This window comes from Paenibacillus sanguinis 2301083 = DSM 16941 (genome assembly GCF_000374825.1).
GTDB lineage: Bacteria > Bacillota > Bacilli > Paenibacillales > Paenibacillaceae > Fontibacillus > Fontibacillus sanguinis.
The window spans coordinates 261802-276503 of sequence record NZ_KB895378.1; the positions used below are offsets into that span (position 1 = coordinate 261802).

Below are 14702 nucleotides of genomic sequence, written 5' to 3' on the forward strand. Positions count from 1 at the left end.
CTACTTTACGTTCAATCATCGATCACACGCTAACGCTATGGCTGCGCAGACCAGATACAGCCTTCTCCAGCCGCTTCAACGCTTCGACGAGCACCTGCTTCGGACAGCCAATATTCATGCGGACAAAACCAATTCCCTCCTGACCAAAGCTGGCTCCATCATTCAAACCCAGCTTCGCTTGCTTCTCCATAAAGGAAAGCAATTCTGGTTGATCCATCTGCAACGCGCGACAATCCAGCCAGACCAGGTAGGTCGCCTCGGGACGAATCGGCATGATCTCTGGAATGTAACGAGCGAAATAGTCCAGTAAATATGCCAGGTTACCAGATAAATAATCGACAAGTTGCTCTGCGTAATAATCACATTCAGAATAGGCCGTTTCTAAAGCCAACAGCCCGAATATTGTGCGACCATCAGATTTGTTCTTGATTAGACGGTCATGATAGGCCTCGCGAAGTTGGGCATTCGGTATTACAATTCCCGCCGTACGCAGCCCTGCCAGGTTAAAGGTTTTGCTGGGATTCATGCATACCAGGCAGCGATTCGCTATCTCTTCGGACAGCATAGCAAAAGGCAGATGCTTGCGGCCGGGGTAGACCAAGTCTGAATGTATTTCATCAGATACAACGATAACATGATGCTTCAGACAAAGCTCGCCGATGCTGCGCAGCTCTTCCTCGCTGAACACCCGGCCTGTCGGATTATGAGGATGACAGAGCAGCATCAGCTTCGTCTTGGGATGGCTGAGCTTCTCTTCCAAATCCGTAAAGTCAATTTCATAAGAGCCATTGCGCAGCACTAGACTGTTGGTCACTTTGACCCGATCGTTGTTCTCAATCACTTGATGGAAGGGAGGATAAACCGGGGTCTGAATCAGCACCTGTTCTCCCGGTTCCGTGTAGGCTTGCACCGCCATCGCCAAAGCAGGAACTACCGCCGGTGAATACTCTACCCATTCCTCCTTAATCTTCCAGCCAAATCGTTTCTCCGTCCAGCAGCCGAGGGCTCGACCCAAAGTGTTATCCACATGAGGATATCCATAAATGCCATGCTCGACTCTATTCATCAGAGCCTGAATGACCGGCTCCGGACACTTGAAATCCGTATCGGCAATCCACATAGGAATGATATCATCTGTATAGACGCTGTATTTTTTCGCTTCAGTTCCGCTTCGATCCATCATCTCGTCAAAATCATGCTGCAGCAGATGTCTCCCCCCCATTACATGACCTCCCTTGCTTCAGACAAAATTACGGATGGCTCCTGATTCAGCACTTGGCGTAAAAACCTCTTTGTTCGCTCGTGCTTCGGGGCCATGAAAATTTCCTGCGGCGTACCTTCTTCAATAATGCTCCCCTCCGCCATGAACAAAACCCGGTCGGCCACATCGCGAGCAAAAGACATCTCATGAGTCACGATGATCATCGTCGTATGCCTTGCGGCAAGAGTACGAATCACTCCCAGCACCTCGCCTACCAGCTCCGGGTCCAGCGCCGATGTAGGCTCATCAAACAAGATGACATACGGATCAACAGCCAGGGCACGGGCGATGCTCACCCGCTGCTGCTGCCCACCGGAAAGGGCCGCTGGGTAATGATTCTCGCGCTGAGACAATCCTACCTGCTCCAAAAGCTGTTTGCCGATAGCGGCAGCCTTGTCCGGCTTCATCTTCTTTGTCACAATGAGAGACTCCGTTACATTTTGCAGTGCCGTTTTATTTTTAAACAGATTATAATTCTGAAATACCATAGCGGATGCCTGCCGCAGCCGATGAGTGTTCTTGGCAGTCAACTGCCTGGCATCTACAGACACATCGCCGATTTGAATTTTGCCCTTCTCCGGAGTCTCCAATAGATTAAGGCAGCGCAGTAACGTGGATTTCCCGGAGCCGGAAGGACCGATAATCACGACAACCTCCCCTTTGTTCACTTCAAAGCTGACGTCCTTTAGCACGGAAAGCTGTTTGAATTGCTTGCTCAAATGCTCCACTTTAATCATTGCATTCGCCTCCTAACGATATGGCATGCTCAGTCTGACTTCCAATTTGGATTGTAAATAACTGAATACAACGACGATGAGCCAGAAAATAATTCCGACCGCAAGATAAGTCTCCAGAAATTTAAATGAACCGCCCGCCATCAGCTTGGCTTGTGCAAACATTTCCGGAACCCCTAGCGAGAAAGCCAGAGAGGTCTCCTTCAAAATAGTGATATAAATGTTTCCCATCGGCGGAACCGCGATGCGAAATGCCTGGGGAATAATCACTCGCATCAAGCTTTGCCGCTTGGTCATACCGACCGCCAAGCAGGCCTCCATTTGTCCCAGATCAATCGCATTTAGCGCAGAGCGAAATATTTCGGACAAATAGGCAGCATTGTACAAACTTAAACCTAATACTGCAGCCGTAAAGGCATCCATGCTGCTGAATTGGGGAAATAGCTGCGGCAGGCCATAATAAAAGATGAATAATTGCACTAGCAGCGGAACCCCTCTGAATACCGAGACATACAGACTGCAAAATTGGATGAGTACCCGCGACTTGCTGCTGGACAGCAGGGCAAGCCCTAGGCCAAGCAAAATAGCTATAATCATGGAAATTGCCGACATACCCAGGGTCAAGTGCAGATACCGCAGGAGGATAGGAAAGGAATCTAGAAAATAATTGAAGTCGAATTTCATCACCGATGCACCACCCGCTTATTTTTGAGTTACATCCTCGTTGAACCATTTTTCGGAAATTTTCTTCAGCGTTCCGTCTTCTCTAAGCTCATTCAATGCCTTATTGAAATCCTGAACCAGTTGCTCATTTTGTTCGTTCCGTGCAAAGGGAAAGGAATGCTCGAATTTAGAAATATTTGTATCCGTAACCTTCAAGGCCAGCCCTGACTGCTCTATTTTGCTGGCGCCGCTCACCTTATCATTAATCGTGGCATCAACCCGGCCGAGAGCCACATCGTTCATAATGCCGCCGATTTCCTCATAAGGAACAATCTTGACGGGATTAGCTGTATGCGTAGCGTTATACTCCTTAACAATGCTTTCATAGAAGGAACCCATCGATACGGCAATGCTCTTGCCCTGAAGATCATCCAGCGTCTGAATGGCAGTATTGTCCTCCGGCACGATCAAGCGAATATCCGAGTAGATGTAGGGATCAGCAAACAGGTATTTCTCTTTTCGTTCATCAGTAATCGCTACATGCTCGGCAACCGTAGCAATTTTGCCGATATCCAATTGACCCATTAAGCCGGTAAAGTCCGTAATTGTCCATTCCACCTTGTAGCCGAGCTTCCCGGCGACTGCCTCCGTTACTTCGATGTCGTATCCTTCCAGCTCATTGCTGCTGTTCTTCAATCCATAAGGATAGGAAGCAGCGTGAGTGCCAACTTTCAAGGTTTTGAACTGCCCTTCCTCGGCAGTCTCGGAGCCGGAACCAGGATTGCTGCTGCAAGCGGTTATGAGCATTAGACAGGTTACAACCCCTAAAACAGTAGTCAACAATTTTACTTTTGTTCGCTTTGTCATGGAAATCCCCCCGCGTATTCAAATAATTAGTCTTCTATTCCCAAGCTGTACCCACAAAGGCCACCCGATCTCCGGTGTCTACCGGAGGATTACGACGATGAGCAAGGATATAGCAATCCTGCTCGGATCGAACCTCCTGAACCACGTCTAGCATATCGACAATCCGGCAAATGACCTCCCCTTGCTTGACGATGCTTCCAACAGGGGCAAAATCCGTGCAGATTCCTGCACCATCAGCATATAGGAACCGACGACCGGTAATTCGGATCGGCGAGGAAACGGGACAAGGCGAAGGGGCAGTTGGCCACATTCCCAATTGATGCAGGACAGCCATAATCCCCCTTTCACCCCAAGCCATCATTTCCGGCTGCAATTGCCCTCCAGACCCTATTTCAACCATTACAGACGGAATATCATGAAGCTGACACTGCACATCGAGAAATCCATTTACATTGCCTGGAAGCTCGTTAAGGCTGCCGCTGAAATCTACATAGCAATTCGCATAGGCCCCAAAGGAATGTGCCAGCTTTTCCGCCTGCATAAACACCGCCTCATGTCCGGGTAATTTCTTGATGACATTGTAAGGTTGGGAATGATAGGCAGTACTCAGAGTATGAAAGTCAATCAAATAGGAAGCGTGCTCCTTAATTAGCTCAAACAGCAGATAGGCCATGCGCTGGGATAACGTTCCTCTCGGGTCCCCCGGAAACTGCATATTCATATCCAGACCGTCTTGCGGCGTATTCTTCTGTCTGGCATGGAAGGCAGGCGGGTTACTGATCGGGGTAGCAATAATGCTGCCTGACAGCTGGTGCGGATCAAGCGTTGGCAACAGGTTTCTTATCGCCATCGGACCATTCAACTCATCCCCATGAACCGCGCCATTCAGCCACAAGACAGGCCCAGGACTACTCCCACACACTACGAGGAGCGGGATGGACATCTCACCGCGATGAGATAATTCAGCCACCTTTATTGTCCCTGCAACAAAATGACCCGGTTCAACTCTCACCCCCCCAATTTCTATACTCATCGCTTACCCTCTCCTTTCCAAATGCTTTAATGGTAATTCCGCCTTATTCCCTGCCGCCCCCTCATGAGCGCGGAGCATGATCCGCTCCTTTTTCCGCAGTTGTATAGCCAGGCTTACGGAAATCGCCAACGCGATCAATGCACCCGCAACAACCCCCGGCCAGCCCAACCAGCCCCAGAACCAGCCGAGGTAAATGCCGCCCAGACTCCCCCCCATATAATAGGAACAAAGGTACAGGCTGGCCGCGCTGGCTCGGGCAAAGGCTGCATTGGAATTAACCCAGCTTGTGCTAGCTGAATGGGCAAAGAAGAACCCAAAGCATTGCAGCGCCAAAGCACCTATAATAACCCATAGGGATGAGGCCATCGTACCAAGCAACCCAATCACAAAAATGCCCGTTCCCACCAAAATAGCTCGAACCTTTCCATGTTGTCCTCCAAGACGGCCACTGATGATTGAACCCATCGTCCCCCCCAGATACGTGATAAACAAGAGACCCAGCACGGAGGCAGGCAGGTTAAAGGGAGCCTCGCTCAAGCGAAAGGTAATGTAGTTAAAGCTGCCGATAAATACGGCGAAATTAATTCCGCCAAGCGCAAACGCATAGCTCATTTTCGGGTCCATCACATGCCGCTTCATGTCCTGGTAGCCTTGCTTCCAGCGAAGTGGCTGTGGCTTGAAGCCCTCTGATTTGGGCAAAATAAACGCAAAAGCAACCAAGAACAGCAAGCTGCCGATACCGATCACCAGAAAGGCGACTCTCCATCCCCACAAATCCGAAAAAGCACCACCCAAAATTCTTCCCACCATACCGCCCAGCGTGTTCCCGCCGATGTACATTCCCAATGCCGAGCCAAGCGCCTTCGGCTCAAGCTCTTCGCTCATGTAAGCCATGGTGACCGACGGCACACCTGCTAGAAAAATCCCTTGCAATCCCCGTAGTACAAGCAATGTCCAGAAATGGTTAGTTAGCGAGATTAGCAGCATACAGGCTACCGATCCAAATATCGTCCCTACCATGATCGGCTTGCGACCTACAGCATCAGATAAGGGGCCGTAGATTAACAAACAAATACTGATGCAAAACACGACAACAGAAAGGGTCATACTGGACCAAGTCTCACTAACAGAAAACTCCTTTGTAAACGTAGGAAGTAGAGGCTGCGTCAAATAGATCATGGCAAACACGAATAATGAAGCTGCACTAAGTGATAATGTAATTTTCCAGTAAGCTTTACTTCCATACAATATCATGTTACTTCCCCTTTACAGTTCGGTATCGCTATGATAGCATGCGACTTATAATTAATAAAATATATAAATATTATCAAATCAATAACTTCAAGGAATAGTGATGGGGTGAATAGATGGAATTTAGAAAAATTGTTTATTTTGAGAGAATAGCTGCGTTAGGAAGCTTTATGCGTGCAGCCGAGCAATTGATGGTGGCACAACCTGCGCTGAGCAAATCTATTCGGAATTTGGAGGAAGAATTACAATTGACTCTTTTTGATCGTTCAGATAAGTCAATTTCTCTGACACCAGAAGGGAGAATTTTCCTTAAACACGCCCGTTCTATTCTGGAAAAGGTAGATAATGCTAAAAGGGAGATGGATGAGCTGCGGGGGCTGGAACGAGGGAAGATTCATTTGGGGATGCCTTCTATGTTTGGCAGCATCTATTTTCCGCAGATTATTAAAGAGTTCAAGAAGTTGTATCCGAAGCTTCACATCAGTGTCGTAGAAGAGGGGACCTATCAAATCAGAAAAATGATTGAGAACAAAGAAGTGGATTTGGGCTTCATTATGATGGAGCAAGCTGGACCCGATCTGGATATAACCCCACTGTTTAAGGAAGAGATGGTCGCGTGCTTTCCTGTGAACCATCCGCTCTCCGACAAGCCCGCGATTTCCTTGAAGGAGCTTGTTAATGAACCGTTGATTTTGTTTAAGGAAGGTTATTTGCAACGTAAATTACTTATTGAGGTAAGCCGTCAATACCTTGGAGAAAACCAGACTCATCCCGCCAATGCGGAGCCTAACATTACACTCACCTCTAACCAATTGTCATTGATTCAGTCCTGCGTGGCTGAAGGGATCGGGATAACGCTGTTTCTACGGGATATTGCCCAGAATTCCCCCCGAATCAAGGCGGTTCCCCTGAACCCTCCTATTTTCCTGCAATTAGGCATTGCCAGCAATAAAACCGCCTACCTGTCGAAAGCGGGACAAACTTTTCTTTCCTTTTTAAAACAAAGTGTAAAAGAGAAGCCCGCAAAATAATAATTCCTGCTCTGGTATCTAATTCACGCACTTGCGTAAGGTGGGTAGAAACACAAAGCCAGCCTCCTGGAAGCCAGGAGGCTATTTATCCATACGTTTACGTGGGGTGGGACTGAAGGATCAGAGCATCGGGGAATCTGATTAATCCACGGACCTACGTGAGGTGTGACAGAAATTAAAATTAACCCGTACGTTTTTGAGGATGTCTTTCAATCCAGGCACCTGTGTAAGGTGCGACAACCACATCTAAGCTCATCCGCCGTCCCCCCTAATGATTTCAATCCACGCACCTGCGTAAGGTGCGACACATCGGATCAATTGATAGCGTGGATGCTGTCCTGATTTCAATCCACGCACCTACGTAAGGTGCGACCTCCATTCATTTCTATCAAAGACCAGGTAAGCGTTATTTAAATCCACGCACCTACGTAAGGTGCGACAATTACCTCTTTTTCAAGCCCCAAGTCTTCCAAATTTAAATCCACGCACCTACGTAAGGTGCGACTCATGTTGATTCAGACAAGGAAATTTTTCCTTGTTATTTAAATCCACGCACCTACGTAAGGTGCGACTGTTCATGTACGGGCAGCTTGACATTCATATCGTTGGATTTAAATCCACGCACCTACGTAAGGTGCGACATTGCGGAAATCAACGTGCAAACAATTCAAAGTATTTAAATCCACGCACCTACGTAAGGTGCGACCCGAATTTAAAGACATCTCTCAAGAGATTTATCAGATTTAAATCCACGCACCTACGTAAGGTGCGACGAAAACTTTCGGCTATCATTTTTATAACCGTACATTTAAATCCACGCACCTACGTAAGGTGCGACGGATATAGCCCTGTCCACATAATGAGGCGTGAGGACATTTAAATCCACGCACCTACGTAAGGTGCGACGAGTTCTTCTTTCATGCTATCCTCTGGCTTATTATTTAAATCCACGCACCTACGTAAGGTGCGACTTAATAATCTAGCTTGTCTGACACGAGAGCCAGATTTAAATCCACGCACCTACGTAAGGTGCGACGACTTAAGGACGTTACCCAATAGCATGACTTCAATTTAAATCCACGCACCTACGTAAGGTGCGACTTTGTGCGGGGAGAAATTTTACTCTCACCCGAAAAATTTAAATCCACGCACCTACGTAAGGTGCGACCTTCAAACGAATAACGTTCATGATTAGCCTAGGGATTTAAATCCACGCACCTACGTAAGGTGCGACTCCCATCGTTTACTACGCGCTGGCAGAGGGGAGTATTTAAATCCACGCACCTACGTAAGGTGCGACCAAATCAATTCATCGACAATCGGCTCTGGCAAGATTTAAATCCACGCACCTACGTAAGGTGCGACACGATCCGAAACCGCTAAGCGCAGCGGTAGCGCGATTTAAATCCACGCACCTACGTAAGGTGCGACGTGCCGCAACTGTCGCACCCCACGCGGGTGCGTGGATTATTTAAATCCACGCACCTACGTAAGGTGCGACTGCGGAAACCCCAAAATAGTTAGCCATCTTGAAAAATTTAAATCCACGCACCTACGTAAGGTGCGACTCCGATTTTTAACATAATAAGGGTATTATGCTGCCTAATTAGCCATTCATAGCCTTACTTTAATTAAAAACGGCTCGAAAAAATTCTATATTTTTACATATAACGAAATGAAAGTAACTTATTTTGGTGCGAATCTCCCAGGAAAATCATGTTCGCTTGGGGTTCGCACCAGCGTATTTATTATAAGGTTACACAGATGCGTCGTCTATATTCTCTCTTTTCCGTAGGCCAAGTCACTAATATGATATACTTCAACATCGGTACACTGGAAAATGTCCGGATAAAAAATCGCCAGATTATACCCGTCCAACTTAACTGTACTGTTGTATTCAATCCCGGCGTATTCCGGCTTACCTTCATACCTAATACTTTTGATATAGTCAGCAATATATTGCGTTGGGATATAATCCAGTATACTATCATATCTTCTCAAAGGTCGACCAATTTCTAAGTTAATTCGCTTCAAATGTTCTTTATTGATTGCATGTTCCAGCGGGTCCAGTTGCTCGATGAACGGGCTGATATGATCGATAGCTTTCAAATCGACAACGACGATATCCTCTGTTAATTCAAAACGTCCTATTGTAATATAGTCAAACACCCCAGCCCGAATTTCATGGATCGTGGTATCCAAATCACTGGCCAAATACAAGCTTTGAATTCCCGCTGAGTTGGCGCGTCCCGCTGATGCTTTATCTACTGGAGGAGCCCCCATTTCTTGCATCAAAAAGCCATCCACCTAGAAAGCCTCCCTCTGTAAAACACCGTCCCTTTCTTATACACTTTTCTAATATAGGAGCAATACCGATCCAAAATGGGCAGTTGGATATGATTAGTATGGAATCTGTTTTGCTCTTTCAAAAATGTAACGAAATCATTCCAAGAGTTTGAACGGAGCAAGGAGTGGGCCTGGAGAAACTCACTATCCGTATGTTCAGCAATTGCAATAGGGGCATCGAATAGACTGGGCATGCTTACATATTTGTCGGCACATATGGCACGAACTATACGATACACATCTGTCGGATTGAGCTTATCACTGAAAATATGCCAGCGATCCGTCAATTCTGTGACTAACAGCTTCTTCTCTTCTGGTGGAAAATCAGGAGGGAGCATGGATTCAGGAGTATATATTTCTAGTAGTTGCTCAAAATGTTCTGTGAACTTGAAATGACATTCCGTATTATAAATGAAAACCTTTCTCTTCCCACAAACAGGACAGAAGCTCTCTGCTTGTCCAAAGGTCTCTATGATCGGCTGCAATTCCCCATCGACGATACAGGAGTTACAAAATTTCATGGGCTTTCACCTCATCTAAATACCGACTCATAAGCTCTAGATGATGCATAATAGAAAGCTTCTTGACTGTTCCGAGTCCTGGATAAGTACGGTCTTGATACATTTTCTCAAAACACCGGATACCATAGGTATCAAGCTGCTGAACTTGATTCCACCGCACCAGCTTCTCTAATGCCTCGGCAAATTTACCGGCAGGGTCTGTGATGTCATCATTGGTATCGGATACAAAATGTCGAACTCGCAAACTTTGGTCTTCGGCAAAATAAACAACATGAATAGCTACCGCGTATGGGGCAAAGCCTGTTTCAGTATACTCATTACCAACGATGGAGTATCCGCAAAGCCTGAATATCCATCCTGCCGATAATAAAGATGGTCCGATGAGAAGGGTTCGTCATCGGGTTTCAAATAAGCTACGTTATTCAAAATTGTATTTTTATAAAAATATTCGTTGCGGTATTCTCTCTTCAAAACAGAGTAAATGTCATGAATAAGCTGCCGATTGTTCTTGCCAGCAGGATCTTCCACATACCTTTCAACTGCCATAGCATAAGCATCGCTATACTCTCTCTCTACAATGTCACGCAATGTATTTCGTGTAAACACACGATTTAATAGCAACGCGTTATCCGCATTCATGAGTTTACACCTTCCTTAACGAGTCTTTCTATTAGCGATTGTAGCAAGGCACTGGAGGGGAAAAGGCTCACCCCACCATTACCGTAACCTTTCGACTACCGTCTTCTGCGCTGTTGAAATTCTCACGATTTTGAGGACAACGGCTCGAATCAGCAGCATAACTATTAAATACATGAGAATGGGGCTCCACGGAAAATGATATTGTATAAAAGAAAGCCCCCCCACGTTTCCTAAAGATTCGCTTAGCCCATATCCAATAAGGTTCCCTATAATAAGAGAAATCACGAAACTCCCCACAATGAAAAAACCAGCTTCGTAACCTAACATGGCGGATAATTGTTTATATTCCATGCCTATAGCCTGCATGATTCCCAATTCGAATTTCCTCGCATTAATTGAAGTCATCACCGTGTTTAACAAATTAATAACACTAAATAAAGCTATAAATATCATAAAAGTGTACACAGCAATCGTGATTGTCCGAAAGGCCGCCTTATTGGACTTCGCCATGTCAGAAAATGAATTTAACTTTAAAGTGTCCTCATTTTGAATTATTTTTTCCAGTTCATCCTTCACCATCTGCTCATTCGTATCTTGTGTAAGAATCACTTCATAGCTTTGATTTGGATTAAAGGGAGTGATTGACTCCATAACTCCTGATGGCAAGTAGAACAGAACACCCAAATTTTTATCTGCTAGATCGCCTACAATTTCAAACTCATGTTCAATCTTGTTCTTATCATCGCCAATTATAAGTGAAACACGATCTCCAACCTGGTATCTGATGTCATAAAATTCAAAGTCACCGCTTGAGCTATTCATGAGAATCTGAAAGTTATTGGAGGAATTGGGTTCGGGTATGTCCCCTTGTACCAGACGCTTTCTTAATGACTCGATATTACTCGCCGAAATATCCTCGATGCCTACTACCATAGGACCTTCACTTTCCTCCGTCCCGTTAACCCTGGCTTCAATATATTGACGGTCTACAACATTTTCAACTCCGCTAATGGAAAGGATGTCGTCTTTTAAGGCTCCAGAGAGTTGATCTTCGCTTTGCAAATCGCTTAAATTCACCGTTTCAGAATAGAGCTCGTTATTGACTTGAATTATAAACTTGCCGTTATTCGGAAAATAATGCCGTGTTTTAGCTATGGAATCAACCGAACTTAACAGTGTCGCAAAGGAAATGAAAAGGACTCCGCTTATAACCAATGACAGTAGCGTTAAGGTTGTTTTTTTTCGGCTTCTTGTTAAACTCATCCCTGCTAATGTAAAGGGGGTTAGCCGTTTTGAGCTTTTCTTCTCTTTCTTCTTGAATGTATAGGTCTCTGCCCCAACGTATCGAATGGCTTCGATCGGGGAGATTTTAGCTGCAAAATTGGCCGGCGAATTCAATGAAAAGCGGACCGTTAATTCAGTAAACAAACCCGCTGCTAAGGCGAGAAATATGCTGGGAAGGAGGTTCCAGGTAAAAGGATTCATGGCCCAACTTATCAAACATCCCAGGAGAACACCAGCCGGAATAAACTTGCGGGATAAGTATCTCCCTTCATATTTCACCAACTTCTTGATTTGCTTTCGCGTTGCGCCCAATGCCCGTAGTTGCCCGTATTGTTTGATTTGTTTGATAATCGATATATAAAAAATATTGTAGATGACGACCCAGCATGCCAAGGCGATGATAAAGAGGATACAGAAAATCGTCAGAATCGTATCGCTAGATAGATTGTGGGTATCTACGTTCTTATGATTGATCTGGATGTTTTGCTCAGAAAGATCGATTTGCTTTCCGATATCTTTAATTGTGGATTTCAGTTCTTCGTTGGCGTAACTGCCTGCATTAAGAATTCTAATAGCTGCGGAGTATTTTTCCTTGGAAAGGTGCGGGTCGGCATCAACAAACGCTTTTGATACTAGAGCGTTATAGCTGATGCGATTGCCCTCTCCAGACGCAGTTGTATGTAAAAGGCCTGAAATGACAAATTCATTCATTTGCATTTGTTTGCTGGCATTGTTTCTAAATTCCACGACGATACGATCACCAATACCCGGTTTATAAGAAGTCTTTGAAAAGTAGTCCCTTTCTATTACAATTTCATTGGGCTTCGTTGGGAATTTGCCTTCATCGATACGAGCATAGGATAAATCCATCATCGTTTGATCTGTATACAAAATGGATAATAAACGCTCCTCTTGCTTCTCTCTGCCAACCTCCAGATACAACCCAACTTTGTCAACCTCGTTTACTTGCTCTAATTGAATGCTCTTTGCCTCACTAACATCATTGAATATTGCTTGGAAATCGGAATCCTGCTGCATGTTAGTGAAGGAGTTATAACCAAAGGTAAATACAACGGTTAATAAAACTGCTGCCAAAGCAATAATGCTGCCTGCAAAATAGAGTTTGACATTGTCTGCCTTTAAGTTCGCTTTGGATAATTTTTTGATCATCATCAAATTCTGTCTTGACATAGTTCCACGTTCCACCACCTTATCTTTTAAGAACTGCTAAACTATTTTTCCGTCCTCAATGCGTACAGTACGATCGGCCAGCTTGGCTATTTCGGGATTGTGAGTAATCATAATGAGCGTTTGCTTATACCTTTGGTTGCTTAGTCTCAAAAGTTCCAATACGGTAGAACTTGTTTTGCTGTCCAGGTTTCCCGTTGGCTCGTCGGCCAAAATAATGGCCGGTTTGTTTGCCAGTGCCCTTGCAATCGCAACCCTTTGCTGCTGCCCTCCAGACAATTGATTTATTAATTTCGTTTGTTTGTCTTGTAAATCGAGCATCTCTAAAATACTTGTTACATAATCTTCATCTATGCTGCCATGATCCAGTTCTACCGGAAGTATCACGTTTTCGTAGACATTTAAAGTTGGAATCAAATTGTAATCTTGAAAAATAAAACCGATATTCGTTCTCCTGAACACCGTGAGCTGATCATCGCTAAGTTTAGATAGTTCGCATCCATTGATGACTACGGTTCCTTCCGTAGGTACATCGAGTCCACCCATCAAATTTAACAAGGTTGACTTGCCGCTTCCCGATGTTCCCTCAATAGCGACAAATTCTCCACGGTTCACCGTTAAATTGACGCCATCCAAAGCTCTAATTGAATTAGAGGCTACTCCATAGTACTTTTTTAAATCCATAGCTTTCAGGACAACCACAATATGACACCCTTCCTCGAATTACTTAAACTTTAATAAAATACAAAATAAAAGGGTTTAAACTACTGCTTTCAAGTCTGTAGTTTAAAACCTTTTCACCTATCGTTTTGATTAAATGTACTTTTTCACTGACTCACTGATCATTTCACTAAAACTACGTGAATTTTGGTTAAAGATAAACGCTTTGCACGGAACCTTGAAATCTTAAAACATTTGGAACTAATGGTAAATACTATCAAATGTAGTCATCACAATAATAGCATAAAATCACGATGTCTATCGAATTGATTATTTTTCCTTCTGAGATTCACAATACAGCTTATAATGATTGGTGTCAAAAAACAGTTTTCCTGCCTACCGCATTTCTATAATAATCACCAAACAACAACTGAAGGCAATTTATATCGCTATTTCTTATTGTTTTTAAGTAACATATCTAGCCTTTTAATTATTTCTTTGCTGTACATATTTTGCATACGTAGGCTTCTATCGATCCCTATTAGAAAGGCAATGACAATCACAGCAATTATTATTATTAATAGTTCCATAATTCACTCCTACACGTTCACAGAATAGAGTTTGCAGTGGTTTTATTAGCACTTGGGATTATAGGATAAAATTGGTGATCCGCGTATCCCCAGTTTCTGTTTTACAATTTTCAAGCCTTTCTCTTACTTCTTCCCGATAAGGTTCGACCACTCAATTCCCTTTGCTGTTACATGCCCTTTATGAGCGTGATGATCTATATCAATGACACGGTAAAATAATAATATGACGGTGCTTAAGCAAAATATGATCAGATCCACTTCTTCCAAGCCGATGTTTACATAACGCTTCTAATCCACGCACCTGCATGAGGTGCCACATTATCTTCGAGCTACCAAAGCAATCAGTGATGGCAGATGGCTCAATAACGAATTTTCTAGGAATAATCATTTCAAAGAGCTGTGCCCAGATCATTTCGCGTTCCGAACCGATCGTTGTACCATGCAAATCATGCTTCATAAACAACTGACTCACTATAGACTTCTCTACTTGGCGGTAATTCTCTCTGATGTTTTTTACAAGTTTATTCTTTTTCTGTTCAACGGATAGTTCTTTAGACATAACAGAGACACCTCTATTCAGTAGGATAAAATGGTCGAATCCACCATTATTGTATCATATTTCCCACTGAACACC

General features: G+C 44.4%; 14 protein-coding genes and 1 CRISPR repeat array. Of the genes, 1 reads left to right on the top strand and 13 read right to left on the bottom strand.

All coding sequences use genetic code 11. The annotated features are described in order from the left end of the window. Positions 1 to 22 precede the first annotated feature (22 nt). Genes C557_RS0107220 through C557_RS23135 form a run of 6 tightly spaced genes read right to left on the bottom strand, consistent with a single transcriptional unit; the run spans position 23 to position 5812 of the window. Entirely contained in the window at positions 23 to 1222 is a 1200-nt protein-coding gene (locus C557_RS0107220) for a MalY/PatB family protein (RefSeq protein ID WP_018751174.1), read from the bottom strand. Further along, positions 1222 to 1998, bottom strand: a complete 777-nt coding sequence (locus C557_RS0107225; RefSeq protein ID WP_018751175.1) for an amino acid ABC transporter ATP-binding protein — start codon at positions 1996 to 1998, stop codon at positions 1222 to 1224. Before C557_RS0107225 ends, C557_RS0107220 begins: the two co-directional genes overlap by 1 nt. A 12-nt stretch (positions 1999 to 2010) precedes the next feature. Next, a complete protein-coding gene (locus C557_RS0107230) occupies positions 2011 to 2679 on the bottom strand; it encodes an amino acid ABC transporter permease (protein ID WP_018751176.1) in 669 nt (222 codons plus the stop codon). An 18-nt stretch (positions 2680 to 2697) separates the two neighbouring features. Beyond that, positions 2698 to 3525: a transporter substrate-binding domain-containing protein gene (locus tag C557_RS0107235; protein ID WP_040676523.1), complete on the bottom strand. Its 828-nt coding sequence runs from the start codon at positions 3523 to 3525 to the stop codon at positions 2698 to 2700. Between the two features lie 34 nt (positions 3526 to 3559). Next, positions 3560 to 4558 (bottom strand): M14 family metallopeptidase, encoded by a 999-nt coding sequence (locus tag C557_RS0107240; protein WP_018751178.1) that lies wholly within the window; start codon positions 4556 to 4558, stop codon positions 3560 to 3562. A 3-nt stretch (positions 4559 to 4561) separates the two neighbouring features. Beyond that, positions 4562 to 5812, bottom strand: coding sequence for an MFS transporter (locus C557_RS23135; RefSeq protein ID WP_018751179.1), 1251 nt, complete (start codon positions 5810 to 5812; stop codon positions 4562 to 4564). A gap of 113 nt (positions 5813 to 5925) precedes the next feature. Here C557_RS23135 and C557_RS0107250 point away from each other — a divergent pair, with 113 nt between their 5' ends. Then, the gene (locus C557_RS0107250; RefSeq protein WP_018751180.1) at positions 5926 to 6840 is read left to right on the top strand and encodes a LysR family transcriptional regulator; all 915 of its coding nucleotides are present in this window, start codon (positions 5926 to 5928) and stop codon (positions 6838 to 6840) included. A 206-nt stretch (positions 6841 to 7046) separates the two neighbouring features. Next, positions 7047 to 8408: direct repeats of the CRISPR family, unit length 32 nt; unit sequence ATTTAAATCCACGCACCTACGTAAGGTGCGAC. A 205-nt stretch (positions 8409 to 8613) separates the two neighbouring features. On the opposite strand, the gene C557_RS24090 is transcribed toward C557_RS0107250, so the two are convergent. The 7 genes from C557_RS24090 to C557_RS25250 form a co-directional block, all read right to left on the bottom strand. Further along, a complete protein-coding gene (locus C557_RS24090; protein ID WP_051082421.1) occupies positions 8614 to 9147 on the bottom strand; it encodes an RES family NAD+ phosphorylase in 534 nt (177 codons plus the stop codon). Then, the gene (locus C557_RS24095) at positions 9132 to 9707 is read right to left on the bottom strand and encodes a hypothetical protein (RefSeq protein WP_051082422.1); all 576 of its coding nucleotides are present in this window, start codon (positions 9705 to 9707) and stop codon (positions 9132 to 9134) included. Before C557_RS24095 ends, C557_RS24090 begins: the two co-directional genes overlap by 16 nt. Next, the gene (locus C557_RS25380; RefSeq protein WP_338048781.1) at positions 9694 to 10089 is read right to left on the bottom strand and encodes a sce7725 family protein; all 396 of its coding nucleotides are present in this window, start codon (positions 10087 to 10089) and stop codon (positions 9694 to 9696) included. Before C557_RS25380 ends, C557_RS24095 begins: the two co-directional genes overlap by 14 nt. Then, positions 9987 to 10346: a hypothetical protein gene (locus tag C557_RS25385; protein WP_018751182.1), complete on the bottom strand. Its 360-nt coding sequence runs from the start codon at positions 10344 to 10346 to the stop codon at positions 9987 to 9989. The genes C557_RS25380 and C557_RS25385 overlap by 103 nt, the downstream gene beginning before the upstream one ends. Positions 10347 to 10424: 78 nt before the next feature. After that, a complete protein-coding gene (locus C557_RS0107270) occupies positions 10425 to 12821 on the bottom strand; it encodes an ABC transporter permease (RefSeq protein ID WP_018751183.1) in 2397 nt (798 codons plus the stop codon). 36 nt (positions 12822 to 12857) lie between these two features. Then, the gene (locus C557_RS0107275; RefSeq protein ID WP_018751184.1) at positions 12858 to 13520 is read right to left on the bottom strand and encodes an ABC transporter ATP-binding protein; all 663 of its coding nucleotides are present in this window, start codon (positions 13518 to 13520) and stop codon (positions 12858 to 12860) included. A 747-nt stretch (positions 13521 to 14267) separates the two neighbouring features. Next, positions 14268 to 14627, bottom strand: a complete 360-nt coding sequence (locus C557_RS25250) for a hypothetical protein (protein ID WP_018751186.1) — start codon at positions 14625 to 14627, stop codon at positions 14268 to 14270. Positions 14628 to 14702 lie beyond the last annotated feature (75 nt).

What these genes read in the sequence shown, in the direction of transcription:
- C557_RS0107220 (WP_018751174.1), bottom strand. Translation starts at nt 1,222, where the DNA reads ATGGGGGGGAGACATCTGCTGCAGCATGATTTTGACGAGATGATGGAT.
- C557_RS0107225 (WP_018751175.1), bottom strand. Translation starts at nt 1,998, where the DNA reads ATGATTAAAGTGGAGCATTTGAGCAAGCAATTCAAACAGCTTTCCGTG.
- C557_RS0107230 (WP_018751176.1), bottom strand. Translation starts at nt 2,679, where the DNA reads ATGAAATTCGACTTCAATTATTTTCTAGATTCCTTTCCTATCCTCCTG.
- C557_RS0107235 (WP_040676523.1), bottom strand. Translation starts at nt 3,525, where the DNA reads ATGACAAAGCGAACAAAAGTAAAATTGTTGACTACTGTTTTAGGGGTT.
- C557_RS0107240 (WP_018751178.1), bottom strand. Translation starts at nt 4,558, where the DNA reads ATGAGTATAGAAATTGGGGGGGTGAGAGTTGAACCGGGTCATTTTGTT.
- C557_RS23135 (WP_018751179.1), bottom strand. Translation starts at nt 5,812, where the DNA reads ATGATATTGTATGGAAGTAAAGCTTACTGGAAAATTACATTATCACTT.
- C557_RS0107250 (WP_018751180.1), top strand. Translation starts at nt 5,926, where the DNA reads ATGGAATTTAGAAAAATTGTTTATTTTGAGAGAATAGCTGCGTTAGGA.
- C557_RS24095 (WP_051082422.1), bottom strand. Translation starts at nt 9,707, where the DNA reads ATGAAATTTTGTAACTCCTGTATCGTCGATGGGGAATTGCAGCCGATC.
- C557_RS25385 (WP_018751182.1), bottom strand. Translation starts at nt 10,346, where the DNA reads ATGAATGCGGATAACGCGTTGCTATTAAATCGTGTGTTTACACGAAAT.
- C557_RS0107270 (WP_018751183.1), bottom strand. Translation starts at nt 12,821, where the DNA reads ATGTCAAGACAGAATTTGATGATGATCAAAAAATTATCCAAAGCGAAC.
- C557_RS25250 (WP_018751186.1), bottom strand. Translation starts at nt 14,627, where the DNA reads ATGTCTAAAGAACTATCCGTTGAACAGAAAAAGAATAAACTTGTAAAA.